At 65.0% G+C, this 23,790-nt stretch carries 23 protein-coding genes; 15 read left to right on the top strand and 8 right to left on the bottom strand.

All coding sequences use genetic code 11. The features are described 5' to 3' along the window. Positions 1–95: 95 nt before the first annotated feature. The 9 genes from GA645_RS25240 to GA645_RS25200 all read left to right on the top strand — a co-directional run bounded on the left by GA645_RS25240 (position 96) and on the right by GA645_RS25200 (position 10,902). The gene (locus GA645_RS25240; protein WP_152226542.1) at positions 96–1,586 is read left to right on the top strand and encodes an aldehyde dehydrogenase family protein; all 1,491 of its coding nucleotides are present in this window, start codon (positions 96–98) and stop codon (positions 1,584–1,586) included. A gap of 141 nt (positions 1,587–1,727) precedes the next feature. After that, positions 1,728–3,011 (top strand): FAD-binding oxidoreductase, encoded by a 1,284-nt coding sequence (locus GA645_RS25235; protein WP_152226540.1) that lies wholly within the window; start codon positions 1,728–1,730, stop codon positions 3,009–3,011. A 384-nt stretch (positions 3,012–3,395) separates the two neighbouring features. Then, positions 3,396–4,529: a branched-chain amino acid ABC transporter substrate-binding protein gene (locus GA645_RS25230; protein ID WP_152226538.1), complete on the top strand. Its 1,134-nt coding sequence runs from the start codon at positions 3,396–3,398 to the stop codon at positions 4,527–4,529. 225 nt (positions 4,530–4,754) lie between these two features. Next, entirely contained in the window at positions 4,755–5,669 is a 915-nt protein-coding gene (locus GA645_RS25225; protein WP_152226536.1) for a branched-chain amino acid ABC transporter permease LivH, read from the top strand. Positions 5,670–5,674: 5 nt separating this feature from the next. After that, complete coding sequence (livM, locus tag GA645_RS25220) at positions 5,675–6,976, top strand: high-affinity branched-chain amino acid ABC transporter permease LivM (protein WP_152228315.1); 1,302 nt, start codon at positions 5,675–5,677, stop codon at positions 6,974–6,976. An 8-nt stretch (positions 6,977–6,984) separates the two neighbouring features. Continuing rightward, positions 6,985–7,857 (top strand): ATP-binding cassette domain-containing protein, encoded by an 873-nt coding sequence (locus tag GA645_RS25215; protein WP_152228313.1) that lies wholly within the window; start codon positions 6,985–6,987, stop codon positions 7,855–7,857. Further along, a complete protein-coding gene (locus GA645_RS25210) occupies positions 7,854–8,570 on the top strand; it encodes an ABC transporter ATP-binding protein (RefSeq protein WP_152226535.1) in 717 nt (238 codons plus the stop codon). The genes GA645_RS25215 and GA645_RS25210 overlap by 4 nt, the downstream gene beginning before the upstream one ends. Before the next feature lie 114 nt (positions 8,571–8,684). Continuing rightward, complete coding sequence (locus GA645_RS25205; protein WP_152226533.1) at positions 8,685–9,608, top strand: ornithine cyclodeaminase family protein; 924 nt, start codon at positions 8,685–8,687, stop codon at positions 9,606–9,608. A 529-nt stretch (positions 9,609–10,137) separates the two neighbouring features. Continuing rightward, the gene (locus GA645_RS25200) at positions 10,138–10,902 is read left to right on the top strand and encodes an SDR family oxidoreductase (protein ID WP_152226531.1); all 765 of its coding nucleotides are present in this window, start codon (positions 10,138–10,140) and stop codon (positions 10,900–10,902) included. Between the two features lie 321 nt (positions 10,903–11,223). Here the strand turns inward: GA645_RS25200 and GA645_RS25195 are convergent, their stop codons facing one another. Beyond that, positions 11,224–11,859 (bottom strand): TetR family transcriptional regulator, encoded by a 636-nt coding sequence (locus tag GA645_RS25195; RefSeq protein ID WP_152226529.1) that lies wholly within the window; start codon positions 11,857–11,859, stop codon positions 11,224–11,226. 164 nt (positions 11,860–12,023) lie between these two features. Here GA645_RS25195 and GA645_RS25190 point away from each other — a divergent pair, with 164 nt between their 5' ends. Together GA645_RS25190 and GA645_RS25185 are read left to right on the top strand one after the other, a co-directional pair. Next, positions 12,024–13,124 (top strand): ferredoxin reductase, encoded by a 1,101-nt coding sequence (locus GA645_RS25190; protein WP_152226527.1) that lies wholly within the window; start codon positions 12,024–12,026, stop codon positions 13,122–13,124. A 14-nt stretch (positions 13,125–13,138) separates the two neighbouring features. Beyond that, positions 13,139–14,215, top strand: coding sequence for a fatty acid desaturase (locus tag GA645_RS25185; RefSeq protein ID WP_152226524.1), 1,077 nt, complete (start codon positions 13,139–13,141; stop codon positions 14,213–14,215). Between the two features lie 6 nt (positions 14,216–14,221). Here the strand turns inward: GA645_RS25185 and GA645_RS25180 are convergent, their stop codons facing one another. Continuing rightward, positions 14,222–14,437, bottom strand: coding sequence for a hypothetical protein (locus GA645_RS25180; RefSeq protein WP_152226523.1), 216 nt, complete (start codon positions 14,435–14,437; stop codon positions 14,222–14,224). 103 nt (positions 14,438–14,540) lie between these two features. Beyond that, the gene (locus GA645_RS25175; RefSeq protein WP_152226521.1) at positions 14,541–14,783 is read right to left on the bottom strand and encodes a DUF6868 family protein; all 243 of its coding nucleotides are present in this window, start codon (positions 14,781–14,783) and stop codon (positions 14,541–14,543) included. 60 nt (positions 14,784–14,843) lie between these two features. Between GA645_RS25175 and GA645_RS29150 the strand changes: the two genes are divergently transcribed. Both GA645_RS29150 and GA645_RS25170 read left to right on the top strand, forming a co-directional pair. Continuing rightward, a complete protein-coding gene (locus tag GA645_RS29150; protein ID WP_256676021.1) occupies positions 14,844–14,978 on the top strand; it encodes a hypothetical protein in 135 nt (44 codons plus the stop codon). Positions 14,979–14,997: 19 nt separating this feature from the next. Then, on the top strand, positions 14,998–16,308 hold the full coding sequence (locus tag GA645_RS25170) for an MFS transporter (RefSeq protein WP_152226519.1): 1,311 nt from the start codon (positions 14,998–15,000) through the stop codon (positions 16,306–16,308). Positions 16,309–16,434: 126 nt separating this feature from the next. On the opposite strand, the gene GA645_RS25165 is transcribed toward GA645_RS25170, so the two are convergent. Both GA645_RS25165 and GA645_RS25160 read right to left on the bottom strand, forming a co-directional pair. Then, positions 16,435–16,881, bottom strand: a complete 447-nt coding sequence (locus GA645_RS25165) for a phage infection protein (protein WP_152226517.1) — start codon at positions 16,879–16,881, stop codon at positions 16,435–16,437. 330 nt (positions 16,882–17,211) lie between these two features. Beyond that, positions 17,212–17,766, bottom strand: coding sequence for a hypothetical protein (locus GA645_RS25160; RefSeq protein WP_152226515.1), 555 nt, complete (start codon positions 17,764–17,766; stop codon positions 17,212–17,214). A 520-nt stretch (positions 17,767–18,286) separates the two neighbouring features. Here GA645_RS25160 and GA645_RS25155 point away from each other — a divergent pair. After that, entirely contained in the window at positions 18,287–20,386 is a 2,100-nt protein-coding gene (locus tag GA645_RS25155) for an AsmA family protein (protein ID WP_152226513.1), read from the top strand. Here the strand turns inward: GA645_RS25155 and GA645_RS25150 are convergent. The 3 genes from GA645_RS25150 to GA645_RS25140 all read right to left on the bottom strand — a co-directional run bounded on the left by GA645_RS25150 (position 20,380) and on the right by GA645_RS25140 (position 22,681). After that, on the bottom strand, positions 20,380–20,835 hold the full coding sequence (locus GA645_RS25150; protein ID WP_152226512.1) for a GyrI-like domain-containing protein: 456 nt from the start codon (positions 20,833–20,835) through the stop codon (positions 20,380–20,382). The genes GA645_RS25155 and GA645_RS25150 overlap by 7 nt on opposite strands. A 231-nt stretch (positions 20,836–21,066) precedes the next feature. Further along, positions 21,067–21,285 carry a hypothetical protein gene (locus GA645_RS25145; protein ID WP_152226510.1) on the bottom strand — a complete coding sequence of 73 codons (219 nt, stop codon included), beginning with the start codon at positions 21,283–21,285 and terminating at the stop codon, positions 21,067–21,069. 130 nt (positions 21,286–21,415) lie between these two features. Further along, on the bottom strand, positions 21,416–22,681 hold the full coding sequence (locus tag GA645_RS25140) for an Hsp70 family protein (RefSeq protein ID WP_152226508.1): 1,266 nt from the start codon (positions 22,679–22,681) through the stop codon (positions 21,416–21,418). 206 nt (positions 22,682–22,887) lie between these two features. Here GA645_RS25140 and GA645_RS25135 point away from each other — a divergent pair, with 206 nt between their 5' ends. After that, positions 22,888–23,751 (top strand): oxaloacetate decarboxylase, encoded by an 864-nt coding sequence (locus GA645_RS25135; protein WP_152226506.1) that lies wholly within the window; start codon positions 22,888–22,890, stop codon positions 23,749–23,751. Positions 23,752–23,790 lie beyond the last annotated feature (39 nt).

Raw genomic sequence — 23,790 nt, 5'->3', positions numbered from 1 at the left:
AATGATGTGCATAGGAAACGTCGTTTGTTGTGCCCAGGCAAGCCGTTTATTACTGCTGGCATTCCAACTGGTTCTGAACCCAATCAGGAGTCCGCATGATTTCCGCACTGCTCGAATCCCTCGGCGTCGACACCCGCCTGGTCACCGGTGGCGATCAGGTCATCCATTCTCCCATCGACGGCAGCCGCCTGGGCGCGGTGCGCCTGGAAAGCGCCGCCGAGGTGGAGCAGAAGATCGGCCGCGCCGCCCATGCCTTCGACGCCTGGCGCAAGGTGCCGGCGCCGCGTCGCGGCGAGCTGGTGCGCCTGTTCGGCGAGGAGCTGCGGGCGAGCAAGGCGGCACTGGGCGAGCTGGTGTCCTGGGAGGCCGGCAAGATCACCCAGGAGGGCCTGGGCGAAGTGCAGGAGATGATCGATATCTGCGACTTCGCCGTCGGCCTGTCGCGCCAGCTCTACGGCCTGACCATCGCCTCCGAGCGCCCCGGCCACCACATGCGCGAAGCCTGGCACCCGCTGGGCGTGGTCGGCGTGATAAGCGCCTTCAACTTCCCGGTCGCCGTGTGGTCGTGGAACACCGCGCTGGCGCTGGTCTGCGGCAACTCGGTGGTGTGGAAACCCTCGGAGAAGACCCCGCTCACCGCGCTGGCCTGCCAGGCGCTGTTCGAGCGTGCGCTGAGCAAGTTCGGTGACGCCCCGGCCCATCTCAGCCAAGTGGTGATCGGTGATCGCAGCGCCGGCGAGGCACTGGTGGACGACGCGCGCGTCGCCCTGGTCAGCGCCACCGGCAGCACCCGCATGGGCCGCGAAGTCGGCCCGCGTGTGGCGGCCCGTTTCGGTCGCAGCATCCTCGAGCTGGGCGGCAACAATGCGATGATCCTGGCGCCCAGCGCCGATCTGGACATGGCCGTGCGCGCCGTGTTGTTCAGCGCCGTCGGTACCGCCGGGCAGCGCTGCACCACCCTGCGCCGGCTGATCGCCCACGAGTCGGTGAAGGACGAGTTCGTAAGCCGCCTGAAGACGGCTTACGCCAAGGTGCGCATCGGTCATCCGCTGGAAGGCAACCTGGTCGGCCCGCTGATCGACGAGCGCAGCTTCCTGGCCATGCAGGGCGCCCTGGAGCAGGCGCGCGGCGAGGGTGGCGTGGTGTTCGGCGGCGAGCGCCAGCTGGCCGACAAATTCCCCAACGCCTATTACGTGTCGCCGGCCATCGTCGAGATGCCCGAGCAGAGCGACGTGGTGCGTAGCGAGACCTTCGCGCCGATCCTCTATGTGGTGCCCTACAAGGAATTCAACGACGCGGTGGTTCTGAACAACGGCGTGCCCCAGGGACTGTCGTCCTGCATCTTCACCACCGACCTGCGCGAGGCGGAAGCCTTCATCTCGGCGGTGGGCAGCGACTGCGGCATCGCCAACGTCAACATCGGCCCCAGCGGCGCAGAGATCGGCGGCGCCTTCGGTGGTGAGAAGGAAACCGGCGGCGGCCGCGAGTCCGGTTCCGACGCCTGGAAGGGCTATATGCGCCGGCAGACCAACACCGTGAACTATTCGCGGGAATTGCCCCTGGCTCAGGGCATAGTGTTCGATTGAGGTTGTTTTCTGGGTTTCCGCGTTCGCGGAAATGACGGGGAGAGGCAATGCCTTCCCGAGGTCATCCCCGCGAACGCGGGGACCCAATGAACAAGCCGCGGTACAGAGTCATTCACAAGATTCACCAATAAGGATCGCTGGATGTCGCTTCGCCAAGAGTGCCTGTGGGAATACCTGACCCCCGAACGCCCGGAAGCTCCGACGCTGCGCGGGGATCGCAAGGTCGACGTGTGTGTCATCGGCGCGGGCTTCACCGGCCTGTCCGCCGCGCTGCATCTGCTGGAGCGCGGCCAGAAAGTCTGCGTGCTGGAAGCCCACACCACCGGGCATGGTGGATCGGGGCGCAACGTCGGGCTGGTCAACGCCGGCCTGTGGATTCCCCCGGACGAGATCGAGGCGGGCATGGGCGCGGAGATCGGGCAGCGGGTCAACCGCATGCTCGGCAACGCGCCATCCCTGGTGTTCTCCTTGATCGACAAATACGCCATCGCCTGCCAGGCGCGCCGTGAAGGCACCCTGCACATGGCGCACAACGCCCGTGGCCTGGCGGACCTGCGCAGCCGCTGCGAACAGTGGGGCCGCCGCGGAGCGCCCGTCGAGCTGCTGACCGGCGCCCAGTGCGAGGAAGCCTGCGGCACCGACAAGATCGCCGGGGCGCTGCTTGATCGCCGCGCCGGCACGCTCAACCCGATGGCCTACGTCAGCGGCCTGGCCCGTGCGGTGGTCGGCCTCGGCGGCGAGCTGTACCACCATTCCCCCGTGGTCGGCCTGGTGCGCGTGGGCAATGCCTGGAACGTGATCACCCAGGGCGGCGTGGTGACTGCCGAACAGGTGGTGATCGCCTCCAGCGCCTACACCGAAGGCGAGTGGACGCAGCTGCGTCGCACCTTCTTCCCCGGTTACTACTACCAGGTCGCCTCGCGTCCGCTGGAGGGCGCCGAAGCCGCTCGCATCCTGCCGGGCGGGCAGGGGTCCTGGGATACCCGTCAGGTGCTCAGCAGCATCCGCCGCGACGCCGACGGGCGCCTGCTGCTTGGCAGCCTCGGCAAGGGCACCGGCAAGCCAGAGTGGTTCCTCAAGAGTTGGGCCGACCGCATCCAGCAGCACTACTTCCCGAAGCTGGGCAAGGTGGAGTGGGAGTTCACCTGGACCGGCTGCATCGACTTCACACCCGATCACCTCATGCGCCTGTTCGAGCCGGCGCCGGGGCTGGTCGCCATGAGCGGCTACAACGGCCGCGGCGTCACCACCGGCACGGTGGTGGGCAAGGCTTTCGCCGACTTCCTGCTGGGTGGCGACGCCAGTGTCCTACCGATGCCGCTACGGCCGATGGAGGAGATTTCGGCCGCTGGCCTGCGTAGTTGTCTGTACGAGGCAGGTTTCTCGCTGTACCACGCCGGGCAATGCCTGCGGGTGGTGATCTGAGCCCGGCGATGCGTGGGCGGGGGCCTCCCGCCGCGTCTGTCCCAACGCTCGCTGCACTTTGGTCTAGCCTCTTATGGTGCGTTACCCCAACGGGTCTGCACCGCGGATGTGCAGTTCGGTGACAGCGATGGTTACGGATGGGGTTGCGCCTGTGGTGGCTGGATAGGTCAGCCCATGGGAAAGAGGGTTGCGCCTTTTTGAATGAATGGTTGCACCTTCTGCTTTCGGTCGGTTGCACGTGTCTAGCACTGATACCTGCCAGCTCTGGCTGTTTTTGCTGTAGGACTTGGTTAATAACAAAAACGAATGGCACGCCGCTTGCTGTTGATAACTCGCCAACATTAGTTCGTGCGCCATTACAAAAACCCTCAGGAGCAAAACTCCATGTCGCAGAAGATTTTCAGAAAAGGCTTTCTGGCTCTGGCGGTAACCACCGCACTGGGTGTGTCTTCCTTTGTTGAGGCTGATGTCGTTATCGGGGTCGCAGGACCGCACACCGGGGCGAACGCCTCGTTCGGCGAGCAATACTGGCGGGGAGCCAATTTGGCCGCAGACGCGATCAACGCCGCCGGCGGGGTGAATGGGGAAAAGATCAAGCTGGTAAAGGCGGATGACGCCTGCGAACCCAAGCAGGCCGTAGCGGTCGCCAACCGCCTGGTCGACCAGGACAAGGCCATCGCGGTGGTCGGCCACTTCTGCTCGTCCAACACCATTCCCGCCTCCGAGGTATACGACGAGGCCGGCATCATCACCATGACCCCCGGCTCGACCAACCCGAAGGTGACCGAGCGCGGCCTGACCGGCATGTTCCGCATGTGCGGTCGTGACGACCAGCAGGGCATCGTCGCCGGCAACTACATCGTCAACGTCCTGAAGGCCAAGAAGGTCGCGGTGATCCATGACAAGGACACCTACGGCCAGGGCCTGGCGGATGCGACCAAGGCGCAACTGAACAAGCTGGGTGTCAAGGAAGTCCTCTACGAGGGCCTGACCCGTGGCGAGAAGGACTTCAACGCCCTGGTCACCAAGATCCGTGCCTCTGGCGCGGAAGTGGTGTTCTTCGGCGGCCTGCACCCCGAAGCCGGCCCACTGGTACGGCAGATGCGCGAGCAGGGCCTGAACACCGTGTTCTTCTCCGACGACGGCATCGTCACCGACGAACTGGTCACCACCGCCGGCGGCCCGCAGTACACCAAGGGCATCCTGATGACCTTCGGCGCCGACCCGCGCCTGATCCCGGACGGCAAGGCCGTGGTGGACAAGTTCCGCGCCAATGGCTTCGAGCCGGAAGGCTACACCCTCTACGCCTACGCCTCGGTACAGGCGCTCGCCGCAGCCTTCAACGGCGCCGGCAAGAACGATCCCCAGGCGGCCAGCAAGTGGCTGCATGCCAACCCGGTGCAAACCGTGATGGGCAAGAAGGAGTGGGACCAGAAGGGCGACCTGAAGGTCTCCGACTACGTCGTCTACCAGTGGGACGACAAGGGCAAATACCACCAGTTGGAAAAACAGAAGTAAGCGTCCGGACGCTGCCTGGAGTCCGCATCGCCCCGGCCAGCCCCTGTGCGGGCCGGCCGGTGGCGTGCGCGCCCTGGCAGCTCCCGAGTACCCGGTCCGATCTGCCGGCGTCGCCACGAGCGCTGCCGGCATCTCCGCAGGTCGGCGCTTGTCCGGCGACGGTCACGAGCCGTTCAGCCCGCTTGCCGCCCGCCTTCCCTGCCCTGTCTGTGTGAGTACCCAATCGTGGACGGTATTTTCCTTCAGCAAATGATCAACGGGCTGACCCTGGGGTCGGTCTACGGCCTGATCGCCATCGGCTACACGATGGTCTACGGCATCATCGGCATGATCAACTTCGCCCACGGCGAGGTGTACATGATCTCCGCCTACCTCTCGGCGGTTGCCCTGGCGCTGCTGACCTTCTTCGGCCTCGAATCCTTCCCGCTGCTGATCCTCGGCACGCTGGTCTTCACCATCTGCATCACCGGCCTGTACGGCTGGGTGATCGAACGCATCGCCTACAAGCCGCTGCGCAACTCCACGCGCCTGGCGCCGCTGATCTCTGCCATCGGCATGTCGCTGATCCTGCAGAACTATGTGCAGCTGTCCCAGGGCCCGCGCCAGCAAGGCGTGCCGACCCTGCTCGACGGTGCGCTGAAGTTCCACGTCGGTGAAGGCTTCGTGCAGCTGACCTACACCAAGGTGTTCATCCTCATCGCCGCCTTCGTCGGCATGGCCGTGCTGACCTACGTGATCCAGTACACCAAGCTCGGACGCATGTGCCGCGCCACCCAGCAGGATCGCAAGATGGCCTCGATCCTGGGGATCAATACCGACCGGGTGATCTCCTACGTGTTCGTCATCGGTGCCGCCATGGCCGCGCTGGCCGGCGTGCTGATCACCATGAACTACGGCACCTTCGACTTCTACGCAGGCTTCATCATCGGCATCAAGGCGTTCACCGCCGCCGTGCTCGGCGGCATCGGCTCGCTGCCCGGGGCCATGCTCGGCGGGCTGATCCTTGGCGTGGCCGAGGCGCAGTTCTCCGGGATGATCAACACTGACTTCAAGGATGTGTTCGCCTTCGGCCTGCTGGTGACCATCCTGATCTTCCGACCGCAAGGGCTCCTGGGGCGTCCCCAGGTATCGAAGGTGTGAGCATGATGGCCGCTTCCCAGTCCACCGCCGCGCCGAAGACCGCGCGCATCGATATCAAGAAGAGCCTCGTCGACACCGTGCTCGCCGGACTGATCGCCCTGGTGGTGTTCGGCCCCATCGTCGGCGTGGTGCTCGATGGCTACAGCTTCAACCTCGAACCGGTTCGCCTGGCCTGGATGGTCGGTGCGGTGATGCTCGGCCGCCTGCTGCTGAGCCTGTACCTGCAGACCGCGGCCGGCGCGCGCGTGATGGAGCGCTTCGAAAGCTCCGACTCCGGCATCAGCGTGCTGCAGCCGGGCTACAAGACGCGCCTGCGCTGGATCGTCCCGCTGCTGATCGTCGCCGCGGTGATCTTCCCGTTCTTCGCCAGCAAGTACTTGCTCACCGTGATCATCCTCGGGCTGATCTACGTGCTGCTGGGCCTGGGGCTGAACATCGTGGTCGGCCTCGCCGGCCTGCTCGACCTCGGCTACGTGGCCTTCTACGCCATCGGCGCCTACGGCCTGGCGCTGGGTTACCACTACCTCGGCCTGGGCTTCTGGACGGTGCTGCCTCTGGCGGCCCTCACCGCCGCCATGGCCGGTGCGCTGCTGGGCTTCCCGGTGCTGCGGATGCACGGTGACTACCTGGCCATCGTGACCCTGGGCTTCGGCGAGATCATCCGCCTGATCCTTAACAACTGGCTGTCCTTCACCGGCGGTCCGAACGGCATGCAGGTGCCCTCGCCAACCATCTTCGGCCTGGAGTTCGGCCGCAAGGCGAAGGAGGGCGGCACGCCGATCCACGAGTTCCTCGGCATCGACTACAACCAGAACCTCAAGTTCGTGTTCATCTACGCGGTGCTGTTCCTGGTGGTGCTGCTGGTGCTGTACATCAAGCACCGGCTGACCCGCATGCCGGTGGGCCGCGCCTGGGAAGCGCTGCGCGAGGATGAGATCGCCTGCCGCGCCATGGGCCTGAACCACGTGCTGGTGAAGCTCTCGGCGTTCATGCTCGGTGCCTCCACCGCCGGCCTCGCCGGTGTGTTCTTCGCCAGCTACCAGGGCTTCGTCAACCCGTCGTCCTTCACCTTCTTCGAGTCGGCGCTGATCCTCGCCATCGTGGTGCTCGGCGGGATGGGCTCGACGGTGGGCGTGGTGATCGCCGCCTTCGTCCTCACCGTGGCGCCGGAACTGCTGCGCAGCTTCGCCGACTACCGGGTGCTGCTGTTCGGCATCCTCATGGTGCTGATGATGATCTGGCGCCCGCGCGGGCTGATCCGCATCAGCCGCACCGGCTTTGCCGTACGCAAGGGGGTGGCGCCATGAGCGACAAGATCTCCGACAAAATCCTCAGCGTCGAGCACCTGATGATGCACTTCGGCGGTATCAAGGCGCTCAACGACGTCAACCTCGACGTGGAGCGCGGCTCCATCACCGCGCTGATCGGCCCCAACGGCGCCGGCAAGACCACGGTGTTCAACTGCCTCACCGGTTTCTACAAGGCCACCGGCGGCAACATCCTGCTCAACACCCAGGGCGGCACCACGGATGTCATCAAGATTCTCGGCCAGCCGTTCCAGGGTGGCGATTTCGTCAACCCGGCGCAGTTCGGCAACCGCCTCTACTACAAGATGTTCGGCGGCACCCACCTGGTGAACCGCGCGGGGCTGGCGCGCACCTTCCAGAACATCCGGCTGTTCCGCGAGATGTCGGTGGTGGAGAACCTGCTGGTGGCCCAGCACATGTTCGTCAACCGCAACCTCATCGCCGGCGTGCTCAACACCCCCGGCTACCGCCGCGCGGAAAGCGAGGCGCTGGACCACGCCTTCTACTGGCTGGAAGTGGTGGATCTGGTGGACTGCGCCAACCGCCTGGCCGGCGAGATGTCCTATGGGCAGCAACGCCGCCTGGAGATCGCCCGCGCCATGTGCACGCGCCCGGAACTGATCTGCCTGGACGAACCGGCCGCCGGCCTCAACCCGGCCGAGACCCAGGCGCTGTCGCGGATCATCCGCTACCTGCGTGATCACCATGGCATCACGGTGCTGCTGATCGAGCACGACATGGGCATGGTGATGAACATCTCCGACCACATCATCGTGCTCGACCACGGCGATGTGATTGCTCGGGGTGGCCCGGCGGACATCCGTCACAACGACAAGGTAATCGCCGCCTATCTTGGCGCGGATGAAGAGGAGCTGGTATGACGGCGCCGATGTTGGAGTTCCGTGATGTGGATGTGTTCTACGGGCCGATCCAGGCGCTGAAGAAAGTCTCGCTGACCGTCAACGAGGGGGAAACCGTGGCGCTGATCGGCGCCAACGGTGCGGGCAAGTCCACGCTGCTGATGTCGATCTTCGGCCAGCCGCGCGCGGCTTCGGGGGGAATCTTCTACAAGGGCCAGGACATCCGCCACAAGTCGGCGCACTACGTGGCCTCCAACGGCATCGCGCAGTCGCCGGAAGGGCGCCGGGTATTCCCCGACATGACGGTGGAAGAGAACCTGCTGATGGGCACCATCCCCATCGGCATGGACCACGCCCAGGAGGACATGGAGCGCATGTTCGACCTGTTCCCGCGCCTCAAGGAGCGGCGCAACCAGCGCGCCATGACCATGTCCGGCGGCGAGCAGCAGATGCTCGCCATCGCCCGCGCGCTGATGAGCCGGCCCAAGCTGCTGCTGCTCGACGAGCCCTCGCTGGGCCTTGCGCCCATCGTGGTCAAGCAGATCTTCCAGACCCTGCGCGAGCTGGCGCAGAGCGGGATGACGCTGTTCCTCGTGGAGCAGAACGCCAACCACGCGCTGAAGCTTTCGGACCGCGGCTACGTGATGGTCAACGGCGAGATCCGCCTGAGCGGGACCGGCACGGAGCTGCTGGGTAACCAGGAGGTTCGCAACGCCTATCTGGGCGGGCACTGAGCATTCGGTTGGGTTCCCGCGTTCGCGGGAATGACGGGTCCGAACCCCACTCGGGGCGGGCCGTCTTCCCCGCGAACGCGGGGATCCGATGATCCGGCTTTCATTGGAGTCCCCATGCAAGACCTGCGCTTCCTCACCAACGCCGACGTCGCCGCACGCCTGGCTTATCCACAACTGATCGAAGCGCTGCGCCAGGGCCTGGCCGGCGAGTGCGAGGCGCCCGTGCGCGGCTGTCACGCGCTGCCGGAAAACGCCTCGTTGCTGACCATGCCGGTGTGGCGGCCGGGACAGGACATTGGCGTCAAGCTGGTCACCGTGTTCCCCGGCAACGGCGCAAAGAACCTGCCGGCGGTGGCCGCGCTGTTCTGCCTGTTCGATGGTCAGACCGGCCGCCCGCTGGCGATGCTCGAAGCCTCCGAACTGACCGCACGACGCACCGCCAGCACCTCGGCACTGGCCGCTGACTACCTGGTGCGCCGCGATGCGCGCCGGCTGCTGATCGTCGGCAGCGGCACCCTGGCGCCGCACATGGTGCGCGCCCACTGCTCGGTGCGCGATTACGAAGACATTGCCATCTGGGGCCGCCACGAGGACAAGGTCCACGCACTGGTGAAGCGCCTGCAGGACGAAGGCTACCCGGCGCACGCCTGCCCCGACCTGCGCGGTGGCGTCGCGGCGGCGGACTGCATCAGCTGCGTGACCACTTCGCGTGAGCCCATCGTGCACGGCGCCTGGCTGCGCTCGGGTTGTCACCTCGATCTGGTCGGCGCCTTCCTGCCGTCCATGCGCGAGACCGACAACGAGGCCGTGCGCCGCGCGCGCATCGTCGTCGATACTCGTGAAGGCGCGCTGGAGGAAGCGGGTGATCTGCTGATTCCGATGCGGGAGGGCGCGATCGACGAGAGCGCCATCCACAGCCAGTTGTCCGACCTGCTGCAAGGGCGGGGGGCGCGCAAGGACGACGGCGAGATCACCCTGTTCAAGTCAGTGGGTTATGCACTGGAAGACCTGATTGCCGCACGTCTGCTGGTGCAGTGAGGTTGTCCAGAAAATCTGTGGGCCGGCCTGTGGATAACATCTGGGAGAACGCTTCCAACCCGCATGCCCACAGGTGCCGTCGCGGGCGGTCGAATTCTGTTCGATCAGCCCGCAACCCCTGTATGGATGGACAGGTACGGCCTCGCCGAAAAGTTCCGCGAGCCTGAAGGTTGTCCCCGTCAGCCGTTGAAAGACTTGTGGATAACCTTGGGAAGAACTTCTCCAGCGCAGGGCCTGCGCGGGCTGTGGCGAGGCGCTCGAAATTCGTCCAGGCGCAAGGCGCCGTTGCGCTTGCCCACAGAAACCGTGGAGCAGCCTGTGGACAAGGTGGGCGCAACTCGCGGCGGGCCTGTAGCCATGGGGCTTTCAGGCAGCTGTGCGGGTTTTATCCAGCACGGCTGTAACGCAACGCGGTGGATTCAGGCTGTTATGCTCGGCTGACCGACAAGAACGCGCACCGCACGAATCCCCGGCATGCACCGGCGACGGCGGTGCCCAGCACCAGGCACGTAACAAGAGGACCCCTGCGATGACGACTCCCACCCTGTTCATTACCGGCGCCACATCCGGCTTCGGCGAAGCCTGTGCGCGGCGTTTCGCCCGTGACGGCTGGTCGCTGGTGATCACCGGCCGCCGTGAGGAGCGCCTGAATGCGCTGGCCAAGGAGCTTTCCGCGCAAACCGACGTGCTGCCGCTGGTGCTCGACGTGCGCGACCGCGCGGCGATGACCGCCGCAGTGGACAGCCTGCCGGAGAAGTTCGCCAAGCTGCGCGGCCTGATCAACAACGCCGGCCTCGCCTTGGGCGCCGATCCTGCCCAGGACTGCTCCCTGGACGACTGGGACACCATGGTGGATACCAACATCAAGGGCCTGATGTATGCCACCCGCCTGCTGCTGCCGCGCCTGATTGCCCATGGCCCGGGCGCGAGCATCCTCAACCTCGGCTCGGTGGCCGGTCGCTGGCCCTATCCGGGCGGCCATGTATACGGCGCCACCAAGGCCTTCGTCGAACAGTTCTCCCTGAACCTGCGCTGCGACCTGCAGGGCACCGGCGTGCGCGTCACCAACCTCGAACCGGGCATGTGCGAGAGCGAGTTCTCCCTGGTGCGCTTTGGCGGCGACCAGGCGAAGTACGACAAGACCTACGCCGGCGCTGAGCCGATCCAGTCCGTGGACATCGCCGAGACCATCCACTGGATCATGAACCAGCCACCGCACATCAATATCAATACCCTGGAGCTGATGCCGGTGAGCCAGGCGTGGGCGGGGTTTGCGGTGCATCGCAAGGGCTGATGCACGGCCTGCTTGCGTAGGGGCGACTGTCTATTTGGACTATTCGCTGCGCTCACCCTTCGGGCCGCACTGAAGTGCGTTCAGCGCAAGCGCTGTCCCGCGTTCGCGGGGCGACGGTGTCATGCTTCGCCCCCACACACGACATCCCCGCGAGCGCGGGGACCCAGAAATGCAGGGCGTATAACGTTCGACGTCATACGCCCTCTGTCCCTGACGGCAGAGCGCTCCGTGCTTGGCCTTGGCACGAACGATGGGCTGCGGTGAATCGGCGTACAACCGCGAACGGTTGTACGCACTACGTCGTTGTCGCGGGCGTCGCGATCAGGGCCGCGAACCGATCCCCGTCCAGTGCTTGGCGCCGATCATGATGAAGCGCAGCTGCTGGGTGACCTTGGTCTCGGGCGACAGGTGCGTCGGCAGCGTGTCGGCCGGCGGATCGATCAGCTCGGGGAGGGTGGCGAATACCGTCTTCACCACCAGGTCGGCGATCACGTCGAGATCCTGCGCCTGCAGGTGCGGCAGCTTGTTCAGCAGCGCGAGGTCAGCGGCGAGGTCGTCGGTGATGCGCTGGCGCAGGGCGCCCACTGCCTGGCGGATCGGCAGCGAGCCGCCGTACTGCTCGCGGGCGAGGAAGAGGAACTGGGTGCGGTTGGCGCTGACCGCGTCGAGGAAGATGCGCACCGAGGCTTCGATCACGCCGCCCAGTTCGAACTCGTTGCGTCGGACCACTCGCAGCGTCTGGCGGAAGGTCTCGTCGACATCGGCGACCAGCGCCAGGCCAAGCTGATCCATGTCCGTGAAGTGCCGGTAGAACCCCGCCGGCACGATCCCCGCCGTCTTCGCCACTTCCCGCAGGCTCAGGCTGCCGAAGCCACGACCACTGTCCATCAGGCTCCGAGCGGCATCCATCAGGGCCAGGCGGGTCTGTTGTTTCTGTTCGGCGCGGGGAGTGGACATACGGCGATGCGATCCATGGCGAAGGCAAGGGCAAAGGCGCAGGCACTCTAGCAAATGCCGGTCGGCGCGGGGGAAGTTCCTGTGCAATACAGTGAACATGTGTTGACTGAAAACTCCTGTGCATGAGATTTTAGTGAACACATGTTTACTGTCTGGTGTTGTCCATGTCGTTCCTTCCCTTCGCCGGTCTGCGCCTGATCCGGCCGCTGCTTGTGCCTTTGCGTGCCCTGGTACGTGGTCAGTGGCTGCGCGAGTCGGATGTCGACGCCGTGCTGCGCGTGTGCAATCGCGGCTGGGCGCTCGACCGGGTCTACGCGCGGGTCGAGGCGCGGCAGTGGGTGGCGGACGATATGCTCGAATTGCGCCTGCGCCCCAATGCTCACTGGCGTGGCGCGCGGCCCGGCCAGCACGTGCAGTTGTATGTCGAGCGTGAGGGCGTGCGCTGCAGCCGCAGCTACAGTCTGACCCGTATCGCCGAGGACGGCTGCCTGGAATTCGCGGTGAAGCTGCAACCGGGAGGTCGTGTTTCGTCCTACCTGCTGCATCAGCTGTGCGTGGGGGATGTGCTGGAACTGGGCATGGCGGATGGCGAGCTGAGCTGGCCGCAGGACGAACAGGGCGTGCTGCTGCTGGCTGCGGGCAGTGGCCTGACGCCCTTGCTCGGCCTGCTGCGCGAGGCGCTGGCGCGGGGCTACAACGGCCCGGTGACGCTGCTGCATTACGTCCGCGAGCGTGGCCAGCGGGCCTTCGTCGACGGGCTGGAGGCCTTGGCGCGGCAGTATCCGAACCTCGAGCTGCGCTGGGCCCTGAGCGGCGATGCGCCGGTGGCCGGTGAGTTGCGTGGGCGTTTTCACCCTGAGCATGTGCAAGGGCTGGATGATCGCCACGTGCTGGCCTGCGGCCCTGGCGGCTTCGTCGACAGCGTGCGCCAGTCGCTCGGCGCGAGCAGCCGCAGTCTTCAGCTGGAAAGCTTCAGCCCGCCGAGCTGGGACGAGGGCGAGCCGGCCAGATCGGTGAGCCTGCGCTTTGCCCGCAGCGCGTTGGAATTTTCCGGCGACAGCCGCCGCAGCCTGCTGGAACAGGCCGAAGCCAGTGGTCTTCGACCGGCTCACGGCTGCCGCCAGGGCGTCTGCGCCAGTTGCACCTGCACCCTGGTCAGCGGCTGCGTGCGTGACCTGCGCAGCGGCGAGCTGTTCAGCGAGCCGGGCCAGCCCATCCGTATCTGCGTCAGCGCGCCCCAGGGCGACCTGACCGTCGATCTCTGACTCAAGGACCAATCATGCGCGACGACCGCGACCTGTCCGCCGCAGAGCTGGCGGCCTTCGGTGCCGAACTGGACTCTCTGCGCCAGCACACCCTGCACGACCTGGGCGAGACCGACGCCCGCTACATCCGCCGCATCCGCGCGGCGGTGCGCTTCTGCTGCTGGAGCGGCCGCATCCTGCTGATGGCCGGCTGGTTCCCGCCCGCCTGGCTGCTCGGCACCATCCTGCTCGGGCTGGGCAAGATCCTGGAGAACATGGAGCTGGGCCATAACGTCATGCATGGCCAGTACGACTGGATGAACGATCCGGAATTCGCCGGGCGCACCTATGAGTGGGATATCGTCGGGCCTTCGGATTTCTGGCGGCACACCCACAACCATATCCATCACACCTACACCAACGTGCTGGGCAAGGACGATGACGTCGGCTACGGCGTGGTGCGCCTGTTCCCCGAGCAGAAGTGGAAGCCCTTCTACCGCTGGCAGCCGCTGTGGGTGATGCTCCAGGCGCTGCTGTTCCAGTACGCCGTGGCGATCCAGCACCTGCGCCTGGACAAGTATGCGAAGGGACGGATGAGCAAGGAGGAACTGCGTCCGCTGCTGCGCCAGTTCAACGCCAAGGTTGGGCGCCAGTGGATCAAGGACTATGGGGTGTTTCCGCTGCTGGGCCTGTTCAGCGGTGCCTTCGGTGCGGTGCTGCTGGGCAACGTGATTGCCAACCTGATGCGCAACCTGTGGACCTTCACCGTGATCTTCTGCGGTCATTTCACCGAGAAGGCCGCCGTGTTCCCGCCCCAGGTGCTGGACAACGAGACGCGCGGCCACTGGTACCTGCGCCAGTTGCGCGGGTCGAGCAACCTGGAAGGCGGGTGGCTGTTCCACATTCTCACCGGCAACCTCAGCCACCAGATCGAGCACCACCTGTTCCCGGACCTGCCAGCGCGTCGTTACGCCGGGCTTTCGCGCCAGGTGCGCGAGATCGCCGCGCGCTACGGCCAGACCTACAACAGCGGCAGGCTGTCCGCGCAATTCGCCACGGTCATCAGGCGAATCTGGATCTACCGTCTGCCCAACGCGGCGGCGAACGCCTGATGCGGATCAGGCGCGCCGGCTCTGCGGCGCGTTGACTTCCTCACGCAGGGCGCGCAGGTCGGCGGCGTCCTGGTTGAGGTGGTGGATGGACTTGAGCAACTTCTGCCGCAACAGGTCGTCCTGGACCTGGTCGACGGCTCGCATGACTTCCAGCGCCGTGGCCTCGTTGTTGGTGGCGACGGCGTCGAGGGTTTTTCGCAGGCTGCGAGTAGCGTGGTGCACGGGGGATCTCCTTCAAACTGCGTGCACCCTACGACACGAACATTTCCAATAAATTTCAGCACTTAGCTATTGGATGGGCGGTCATTCGTCGCATGGCCCGGTGTCAGTACAGCATGCAAAGGGCGATCAGCGGCGTCAGGTTCAGCAGCAGTACGCCGATCTTGTAGACCGCCATGCCGCCATAGTGCAGGGCATCGAAGCGCTCGACGGAAATCCCGAACCAGCGTGAATGAAGGCGATAGAGACCGTCGTGGGCGAAGCTGAACGCGGCGAACCAGATCAGCAGGATCACGTAGTTGATCAGGGTGCAGTAGAGCAGGAAGGGCTTGAGGTCGGCGGGTGTCATGGCGAATCTCCGGACGCTTTCCCATTTGGATAGAGCCGGGCGACCGATGGTTTCACCGTGATGGCGGCGGTGCTGGCCGATGGTGATAATGCCCGCAGGCGCCGCAATGTGATCTTTGGCGTGCCGGAGCTGTCCGATGTCGGGCACCTGCCGGCCTCAGCCAGCGGCGCCTTGCTAACCTACACCCATCCTTGAATTGCCTGCCGGACTCGCCATGTTCAGCCCGCTCGTCACTTTTCCCGCGCTCTATACCGCTACGCTGCTGATGCTCGCCGGCTCCGGCCTGTTCACTACCTACATGGGCCTGCGCCTGACCCAGGAAGGGGTGGGTGACCTGTGGGTCGGTGGCCTGATGGCCGCCTACTACTTCGGCCTGGTCTGCGGCGGCAAGTTCGGCCACAAGCTGATCGCCAGCTTCGGCCACATCCGTTCCTACGTTGCCTGCGCGGGGCTGGCGACGGTGATCGTGCTGATCCACGCGCTGGTCTCGCAGCTGGAGGTGTGGATGGTGCTGCGCTTCGTGATGGGCGCGGTGATGATGAACCAGTACATGGTGATCGAGAGCTGGCTCAACGAGCAGGCCGAGTCGCGCCAGCGCGGCAAGGTGTTCGCCGGCTACATGGTGGCGGTGGACGCCGGCCTGGTGGTCGGCCAGGGCCTGCTGGCGCTGAGCCCGGCGCTGGACTACAAGCCACTGCTGCTGGTCGCCATCTGCTTCTCCTCCTGCCTGATCCCGCTGGCGCTGACCCGCCGGGTGCACCCGGCCAAGCTGGTGGCGGCGCCGCTGGAGATCGGCTTCTTCTGGAAACGCGTGCCGCAGTCGCTGGGCACCATCTTCGTCGCCGGCCTGATGATCGGCGCCTTCTACGGCCTGGCGCCGGTGTACGCGGCGCGCAACGGCCTGGATACCTCGCAGTCGAGCCTGTTCGTCGGTGTCTGCATCATCGCCGGCTTCTGCGCGCAGTGGCCGCTGGGTTGGCTGTCGGACCGGATGAACCGCAGCTGGCTGATCCGTGGCAACGCATTGTTGCTGTGCGTCGCCGCCGTGCCGATGTGGGGGCTGGTGCAGTTGCCGTATCAGCTGTTGCTGGCCAACGGCTTCGTCACCGGCATGCTGTTGTTCACCCTCTATCCGCTGGCGGTGGCGCTGGCCAACGACCACGTCGAACAGCCGCGCCGCGTGGCGCTCTCGGCAATGCTGCTGACCACCTACGGCGTTGGCGCCTGCATCGGCCCGCTGTTCGCCGGCGCGATGATGCGTCACTTCGGCCCCGGCATGTTCTACATGCTGGTTTCGGCTTATGCAGTGCTGCTGATCGTCTGGGTACAACCGCGCCGCGTCACCGACATGCACCGCGTCGACGAGGCGCCGCTGCACCATGTGGCGATGCCCGATACCGTCAGCCCGATGGCCGCGGCCCTCGACCCGCGTGTCGAGGAAGTACCCGACGAGCTGGTGGTGGAAGCGCCGCCGACCATCGGCCGCTCCGACGGTGCGCCGGACGGCCCCGGAACCAGGGGCTGACGGTCTGTACCCGGCAGCCGAGGCTGCTCCGGTACTTCCCTCTCCACAAGCTGCCGCTCCCCTGCGTGCGGCACAAATAAGAAAGCCCGGCATTAGCCGGGCTTTTCTGTCGCCTTGCGGCGTAGATCAGACTTTCAGGTGAGCATCGAAGACGGTATCGCCACCGGACTCGGCAACCATATTGCTGTGCAGGCGATCGATGCTGTGCTCGGAGCCATTCTCGGCTACGCGGGCCTCGTCACCCATCTGCTTGTGCAGGCGGTCGATGGTGCGGTCGGAGCCGTTCTCGGCAACGCGGGCTTCGTCACCCATCTGCTTGTGCAGGCGGTCGATGGTGCGGTCGGAACCATTCTCGGCAACACGGGCTTCATCACCCATCTGCTTGTGCAGGCGATCGATGGTGCGCTCGGAACCGTTGGCGGCAACGTGAGCTTCACCGCTCTTCTGCTGCAGCTGGTGTTCGTGCTGGTGAGTGGCGCGCGGGCCGTTGTTCAGGATGGCCGGTGCGGCAAAGGCGGCGCTGGCGGTCATCAGGGAAGTGAGTGCAAGGCTGAGGGCGATCTGGCGTTTCATTTTAAGTGGCTCCGAAGGGGGAGGAAGTTCTTGGCTACGGGTTCATTTTCCCTTCGGATTAATCGATTTAAAAACGATGCCTCTCAATAGAGCGGATCAACGTCATCGATTATTTAGCCGGCTAATTTCTACTATCGCTACCGCTGATGTAACGACGAAAAGCGATCTGGGACGGCGCTTTCAGGCGATTGAGGCGGTGGGTTGAGTAGGATGTCGTTACAACGCTGAACTTGCCCAGCATTGCTAGCACTGCTGCTGTTGAGATCGGAAGGGCATAAGAAAGCCCGGCAGGGCCGGGCTTTTCTGTCGCCTTGCGGCGTACTGCGTGGATCAGGCCTTCAGGTGGGCGTCGAAGACGGTATCGCCACCGGACTCGGCGACCATGTTGCCGTGCAGGCGGTCGATGGTCTGGCTGGAGCCGTTTTCGGCAACGCTCATTTCCTGGTGCAGGCGATCAACCGACTGGCTGGAGCCGTTCTCGGCAACGCTCATTTCCTGGTGCAGGCGATCGACCGACTGGCTGGAGCCGTTCTCGGCAACGCTCATTTCCTGGTGCAGGCGATCGACCGACTGGCTGGAGCCGTTCTCGGCAACACCCAGTTCCTTGTGCAGACGATCAACCGACTGGCTGGAACCGTTTTCAGCAACGTTCATTTCGTGGTGCAGACGATCAACCGATTGACTGGAGCCGTTCTCGGCGATGCGAGCCTGGGCCGCGTCCAGTTGCTTCTGTTGTTGTTGATCCAGGGCGTGTTCGGCGCCGTCCTGGACCAGCATTTGAACGTGGCTGGCGTTCAGGACCGGGGACTCTTGCTGGGCGCCGGCGAAAGCGGCATTGACAGCAAGTACGGAGAGGGCAAAGCCAAGTACGAGAGTGCGTTTCATGATTCGGCTCCAGAAAGAGTGGGGGAGTTCTTGGACACGGGCTCAGTATCCGTTCTGGATAATCGATTGGAAAACGATGCCTGGAGATAGTCTGTATCGATGTCGATGATTGTTTATTTACCTGTTATAAAACAAATATTTAGTTAGTAAATTGTGCTTATATCGATAACCTTGATAGGGGCTATCGGCTTAACCGTTAATATCTGTTTTATGGATATGTTTGCTGGCGAATTCGCCGATAACGGCTCTAGAGCGCCACTTTCGTGGATTCAGCGAGGACCTGCCGAGCGAGCCCGGCGCGGTACCCGCCGGTACTTTTCCCCGCGTTGTCCGTCCAGGCCTGCCCCTGCGCGATCGATTGCGGGAGATTTACCGCGCCAACGGTGGTCCAAATTCACGGACCAAGGGAGAATGCCGGCGCGGCGGGCTCCGGCGGTCGTGCTTTCATCGCAACCCGTGCACTGGGTCTGGCGCCGGGATGCCAGGCCTTTCACCGACGCGGCAACCAGGGAGTTCACGTATGACGCGCGGCCAGCGAATCTGCCTTTGGACCTTCACCGGCTTCGTCGCCCTGTTCGCGGGCATGCTGGTCTTCGTCGCCACCTTCGATTGGAATCGGGTGAAGCCGATGATCAACGAGAAGGTGTCCGCCGAACTGGGGCGCACCTTCGCCATCAACGGCGATCTGCAAGTGCTCTGGCGCACCGAGCCGGAGGAGGGAGGCTGGCGCGCGCTGGTGCCCTGGCCGCATTTCAGCGCCGCCGATATCACCCTGGGCAATCCCGACTGGGCCTCCGCTAAGACCCCTGCGCCCCTTCCCGGTAAAAATCAGTTCGCCAGCCTGGAAAAGGTGGAGTTCCGACTGGCGCCGCTGCCGCTGCTCTGGAAGACCGTGAGCATCCCGCAGATCATCCTGACCCGCCCCAGCGCGGACCTGCTGCGCCTGGCCGATGGCCGCGCCACCTGGACCTTCGAGCTGCCGAGGAAGGACGCAGAAGCCAATCCCCAGTCGTCACCCTGGACGCTGGATATCGGTGAGATCGGCTTCGACAAGGGACGCATCACCCTGGATGACCAGAGCCTGAAGACCCGCCTGGAACTGCTGGTGGACCCGCTCGGCAAGCCGGTGTCCTTTGGCGAGTTGGCCGGCAAGGCGCTGGCTGGCAAGGACGCGGTAGAGACCCAGGACTATGTGTTCGGCTGGAAGCTCAAGGGCGAGTACAAGGGCCTGCCCCTGAGCGGCTCCGGCAAGGTAGGCGGCATGCTGGCCCTGCAGGACGCCGCCAGGCCGTTTCCGGTACAGGCGGATATCACTGCCGGCAGCACCCGCGCCAGCGTGGTCGGCAGGCTGACCGACCCGCTCAACCTGGGCGCGCTCGACCTGCGCCTGAAGCTGGCCGGCAGCAGCATGGCCAATCTGTTCCCGCTCACCGGCGTGACCTTGCCCGACACCCCGGCCTACGAGACCGACGGCCGCCTCGCGGCGCAACTGAAAGCCCCCGGTGGCGCGACCTTCCATTACGACGACTTCAACGGCAAGGTCGGCGGTAGCGATCTCCACGGCAACCTGGTGTTCGTCAATCGCCAGCCACGCCCGAAGCTCTCCGGTAAGCTGCGCTCCGAGCAACTGCGGATGGCCGACCTGGGGCCGCTGATCGGCGCCGACTCGAACAAGGACAAGCAGGCGCGTGGCCAGACCACCCGCCAGCCGGCGGACAAGGTGTTGCCGGTGGAGGAGTTTCGCACCGAACGCTGGCGCGCGATGGACGCCGACGTGGAGTTCACCGGCAAGCGCATCGTTCACAGCGACAAGCTGCCGCTCAGCGATCTCTATACCCATCTGGTGCTCGACGACGGCCTGCTCACCCTGGACCCCCTGCGCTTCGGTATGGCCGGCGGTACGCTGGATTCACATATCCGCCTGGATGGTGGCAAGACGCCCATGCAGAGCCGTGTCGAGCTCAAGGCACGCAGCTTCAAGCTCAAGCAGTTGTTCCCCAGCTTCGCTCCGATGCAGACCAGTTTCGGCGAGCTCAACGGCGACGCGGCGATCAGCGGCACCGGCAACTCGGTGGCGAGCATCCTCGGCGGCGCCAACGGGCAGATGAAGCTGCTGATGAATGACGGGCGCATCAGCAAGGGATTGATGGAGATCGCCGGGCTCAACGTCGGCAACTACATGGTGGCCAAGCTGTTCGGCGACGACGAGGTGAAGATCAACTGCGCCGCCGCCGACGTCGGCATCGCCAAGGGCCTGGCACAGCCGCGGGTGTTCGTGTTCGACACCGAGAACGCCATCATCAACGTGCAGGGCACGGCGAATTTCGCCAACGAGCAGCTGGACCTGGATGTGATCCCGGAGAGCAAGGGCCTGCGCATCTTCTCGCTGCGCTCGCCACTTTACGTCCAGGGCACCTTCAAGAATCCCCGCGCCGGGGTACACAGCGGTCCGCTGGTGTTGCGCGGCGCGGGAATGGTCGCGCTGGGCGTTGCAGTGGCGCCGGCGGCCGCGCTACTGGCGCTGGTGGCGCCCAGTCAGAAGGACGACAACCAGTGCGGGCCGTTGCTGCAGCAGATGCAGCTGCCGGCGAAGGCGCCGGCGCCCGGCAAGCGTCAGTAGATCGGAACGTACAGGTCGGTTTCCGAGGCCGGGTTCTCCGGGCCGAGGAAGCGCTCGGTGTAGCGTTCCAGGTCGATGCCCTTGCGCGGGGTCAGGCCGAGGCTGGCGAGCAGGCTGGAATAAATGCCCTGGAAGCTGTCGGCGATCCCTTGTACCGGGCCGACGTGGGTGAACACGGCGTACTTCTGCGCCGGCACCTCGAACTTCAGCATGCCCTCGGGCACCTCGGCGTCGGCGTCCACCGGCAGTGCCGCGATGTAGTGGAACTCGCCGCCCGGCAGTTGGGCGCAGACGCCGTAGGCGTTCTTGTCCTGAGGGTTGGCGGTGATTTCATGCTCGCGCGGCAGGAAGCGTTGCCAGAGCTGGCCGATGCTGTCGCCGGGGGCGCTGCCCCGAAAGTCCATGCCCACCACGGTGAAGGCAGGCAGCTGGATGATCCTGTGTTTCATGATGTACGGCTCCTTGCTGAGTGATCGCATGATAGACGGCGGCGCATCGGAGTGAATATGTCCGCGCAGGGCCGATCCACTACTCGGTAGACCTTCGGGCAAGGGGAATGTCATGACTTCTGGAGACAAGCGCCGGCAGGCGGCGAGTCCAAAGTCGGCGGTCGCAAGCGTATGGGGGCAAGGCCCGGTTCCGAGGGGCCGCTGCACGCATGGGGCGCAGTGAGAGACGCCCTATTGCGCGTCTTTCAGTGCATCGTCCAGGCGTTGCTGCTCCTGCACATTGGCCTGATCGATCTGCTGCTTGAGCTGCTGGATCTGTTGCTGGGCCTGTTGTGCCTGCTGGGCTTGCAGGCTGGCGGCAGTGGTTGCAGTGGCGGCCGTTTCGCCCAGGCCGCAAGCGGTGAGCGCGCAGGACAGGCTGGCAAGGACGGCGAGACGGAGAAGGGACATGGCGATATCCAAGTGAGGTGATAATTCCTCAACGCTAGCGCAAGGCAGGGCTGGCGTCAGTGCGCTCCGGCGCAATTCGTGCCGGTCGATGGCCCCTCACCTTGCCGGACGAGGGGCCGCTGGGGGCTGTTCAGCCGTAGCGCTTCATCGCCTCGATGGCCAGGCCACTGCCGATGCCGCCGAAGCGGTCGCCGTCGACGTGGCGGGCATTGGGCAGCATGGCTGCCACGCTCTGGCGCAGCGCCGGCACGCCCGACGAACCGCCGGTGAAGAACACAGTGTCGACCCGCGCCGGGTCCACATCCGCGGAGTTGAGCAGCTCGGTGATGCTGCCGCGCACGCGCTCCAGCAGCGGGTCGATGGCGCCTTCGAACAGTTCGCGGCTGAGCTCCGCCACAAGGCCCGGCTCGATGCGTGCAAGGTCGATGTCGCGCTGCTGGCTGTCGGAGAGCTCGATCTTGCTGGCTTCCACCTGCATCGCCAGCCAGTGGCCGGCGCGCTGTTCGATCAGCTTGAACAGGCGGTCGATGCCGGTGGCATCGACGATGTCGTAGCGCATGTTCTGCAGCGCCAGCTGGGACTTCTGCGCGTACACCGCGTTGATGGTGTGCCAGGTGGCTAGGTTCAGGTGGTAGCTGGTGGGCATGAAGGCGTCGCTCTTCATGCGGCTGCCATAGCCGAACAGCGGCATCACGCCCTGGATGCTGAGTTGCTTGTCGAAGTCGGTGCCGCCGATGTGCACACCGCCGGTGGCGAGGATGTCGTCGTGGCGGTCGGCCACTTCGCGGCGCTCCGGCGCCAGGCGCACCAGCGAGAAGTCCGAGGTACCGCCGCCGATGTCGACGATCAGTACCAGCTCTTCGCGCTGGATGCTGCGCTCGTAGTCGAAGGCCGCGGCCAGCGGTTCGTACTGGAAGGAGACGTCCTTGAAGCCGAGCTTCCGCGCTACGGCTACCAGGGTGTCCTGGGCTTCCTGGTCGGCCTTGGGATCGTCATCGACGAAGAACACCGGACGGCCCAGCACCACGGAGTCGAACTCGCGTTCGGCCACGCTTTCGGCGCGCTTCTTCAGCTCGCCGATGAACAGTCCGAGCAGGTCCTTGAACGGCATGGCGCTCCCCAGCACGGTGGTCTCGCTTTTCAGCAGCGAGGAACCCAGCAGGCTTTTCAGCGAGCGCATCAGGCGGCCTTCGTAGCCTTCCAGGTATTCGTGCAGGGCCAGGCGACCATACACCGGGCGTCGCTCCTCGACGTTGAAGAAGATCACCGAGGGCAGGGTGATCTTGTCGTCTTCCAGGGCGATCAGCGGTTCGGTATCCGGGCGCCACCAGCCGACGGTGGAGTTGGAGGTGCCGAAGTCGATGCCCAGGGCGCGGGCCGCAGTGGTCTGGAACATGGTGCGCGGGTGTCCGGAGAAAAAACGGCCGCGCAGTTTACGCGAGCGCGCGGGGAAAGCCAGGGTATCTGTCGGGAAACAATGGTGACCAAGGGGCTTGGGGAGTAGCTTGTAGTTTTGCTACATTGTGTTCCTGTAGTTTTCCTACAAGAGTTGTTGCCCACTGATTTTTCTTTCCCACCCCGTATAAGCAGTTGGACCCCGCCATGCACAGAGCCTCCTTCCACGAGTTACGCAAGGAATTCCGCGCCTTACTGACCTCTTCCTCCTGCTACCACACCGCCTCGGTGTTCGATCCGATGTCGGCGCGCATCGCCGCGGATCTGGGGTTCGAGGTAGGCATCCTGGGTGGTTCTGTAGCTTCACTACAAGTTTTGGCGGCGCCGGACTTCGCGCTGATCACCCTCAGTGAGTTCGTCGAGCAGGCTACCCGCATCGGTCGAGTCGCCCGCCTGCCGGTGATCGCCGACGCCGACCACGGTTACGGCAACGCGCTGAACACCATGCGCACCGTGGTTGAGCTGGAACGCGCCGGCGTGGCCGCGCTGACCATCGAGGACACCCTGCTTCCGGCGCAGTTCGGCCGCAAATCCACCGACCTGATCACGGTGGAAGAGGGCGTGGGCAAGATCCGTGCGGCCATCGAGGCGCGCATCGACGAAGACATGGCGATCATCGCCCGCACCAACGCCGAAGTGCTGGAAGTGGATGACGTGATCCGCCGTACCCTGGCCTACCAGGCCGCCGGCGCCGATGGCATCTGCATGGTCGGTATCCGTGACTTCGACCACCTGGAGGCGATCGCCCGCCACCTCTCCGTGCCGCTGATGCTGGTGTCCTATGGCAACCCGGCGCTGCGCGACGACCAGCGCCTGGCGCGCCTGGGCGTACGCATCGTGGTGGACGGCCATGCCGCCTACTTCGCGGCGATCAAGGCCACCTACGACTGCCTGCGCGAGCAGCGCGGCGTCGATGCTTCCGATCTGACCGCGTCGGAGCTGGCGAAGAAGTACACCCTGCCCGAGGAGTACCAGATCTGGGCGCGGGAATACATGGAAGTGAAAGAGTAAGCCGCCGGGGGCGCGGCATCGCTCCGTCCTTGCATTCCG

This window comes from Pseudomonas sp. SCB32 (assembly GCF_009189165.1).
Taxonomy (GTDB): Bacteria; Pseudomonadota; Gammaproteobacteria; order Pseudomonadales; family Pseudomonadaceae; genus Pseudomonas.
This window is presented reverse-complemented; position numbering and strand designations above follow the sequence as displayed.

Excerpts from the sequence above, each read along its gene's own strand:
- GA645_RS25240 (WP_152226542.1), top strand. The coding sequence starts at position 96 with ATGATTTCCGCACTGCTCGAATCCCTCGGCGTCGACACCCGCCTGGTC.
- GA645_RS25235 (WP_152226540.1), top strand. The coding sequence starts at position 1,728 with ATGTCGCTTCGCCAAGAGTGCCTGTGGGAATACCTGACCCCCGAACGC.
- GA645_RS25230 (WP_152226538.1), top strand. The coding sequence starts at position 3,396 with ATGTCGCAGAAGATTTTCAGAAAAGGCTTTCTGGCTCTGGCGGTAACC.
- livM (WP_152228315.1), top strand. The coding sequence starts at position 5,675 with ATGGCCGCTTCCCAGTCCACCGCCGCGCCGAAGACCGCGCGCATCGAT.
- GA645_RS25210 (WP_152226535.1), top strand. The coding sequence starts at position 7,854 with ATGACGGCGCCGATGTTGGAGTTCCGTGATGTGGATGTGTTCTACGGG.
- GA645_RS25205 (WP_152226533.1), top strand. The coding sequence starts at position 8,685 with ATGCAAGACCTGCGCTTCCTCACCAACGCCGACGTCGCCGCACGCCTG.
- GA645_RS25200 (WP_152226531.1), top strand. The coding sequence starts at position 10,138 with ATGACGACTCCCACCCTGTTCATTACCGGCGCCACATCCGGCTTCGGC.
- GA645_RS25195 (WP_152226529.1), bottom strand. The coding sequence starts at position 11,859 with ATGTCCACTCCCCGCGCCGAACAGAAACAACAGACCCGCCTGGCCCTG.
- GA645_RS25190 (WP_152226527.1), top strand. The coding sequence starts at position 12,024 with ATGTCGTTCCTTCCCTTCGCCGGTCTGCGCCTGATCCGGCCGCTGCTT.
- GA645_RS25185 (WP_152226524.1), top strand. The coding sequence starts at position 13,139 with ATGCGCGACGACCGCGACCTGTCCGCCGCAGAGCTGGCGGCCTTCGGT.
- GA645_RS25175 (WP_152226521.1), bottom strand. The coding sequence starts at position 14,783 with ATGACACCCGCCGACCTCAAGCCCTTCCTGCTCTACTGCACCCTGATC.
- GA645_RS29150 (WP_256676021.1), top strand. The coding sequence starts at position 14,844 with ATGGCGGCGGTGCTGGCCGATGGTGATAATGCCCGCAGGCGCCGCAAT.
- GA645_RS25170 (WP_152226519.1), top strand. The coding sequence starts at position 14,998 with ATGTTCAGCCCGCTCGTCACTTTTCCCGCGCTCTATACCGCTACGCTG.
- GA645_RS25165 (WP_152226517.1), bottom strand. The coding sequence starts at position 16,881 with ATGAAACGCCAGATCGCCCTCAGCCTTGCACTCACTTCCCTGATGACC.
- GA645_RS25160 (WP_152226515.1), bottom strand. The coding sequence starts at position 17,766 with ATGAAACGCACTCTCGTACTTGGCTTTGCCCTCTCCGTACTTGCTGTC.
- GA645_RS25155 (WP_152226513.1), top strand. The coding sequence starts at position 18,287 with ATGACGCGCGGCCAGCGAATCTGCCTTTGGACCTTCACCGGCTTCGTC.
- GA645_RS25150 (WP_152226512.1), bottom strand. The coding sequence starts at position 20,835 with ATGAAACACAGGATCATCCAGCTGCCTGCCTTCACCGTGGTGGGCATG.
- GA645_RS25145 (WP_152226510.1), bottom strand. The coding sequence starts at position 21,285 with ATGTCCCTTCTCCGTCTCGCCGTCCTTGCCAGCCTGTCCTGCGCGCTC.
- GA645_RS25140 (WP_152226508.1), bottom strand. The coding sequence starts at position 22,681 with ATGTTCCAGACCACTGCGGCCCGCGCCCTGGGCATCGACTTCGGCACC.
- GA645_RS25135 (WP_152226506.1), top strand. The coding sequence starts at position 22,888 with ATGCACAGAGCCTCCTTCCACGAGTTACGCAAGGAATTCCGCGCCTTA.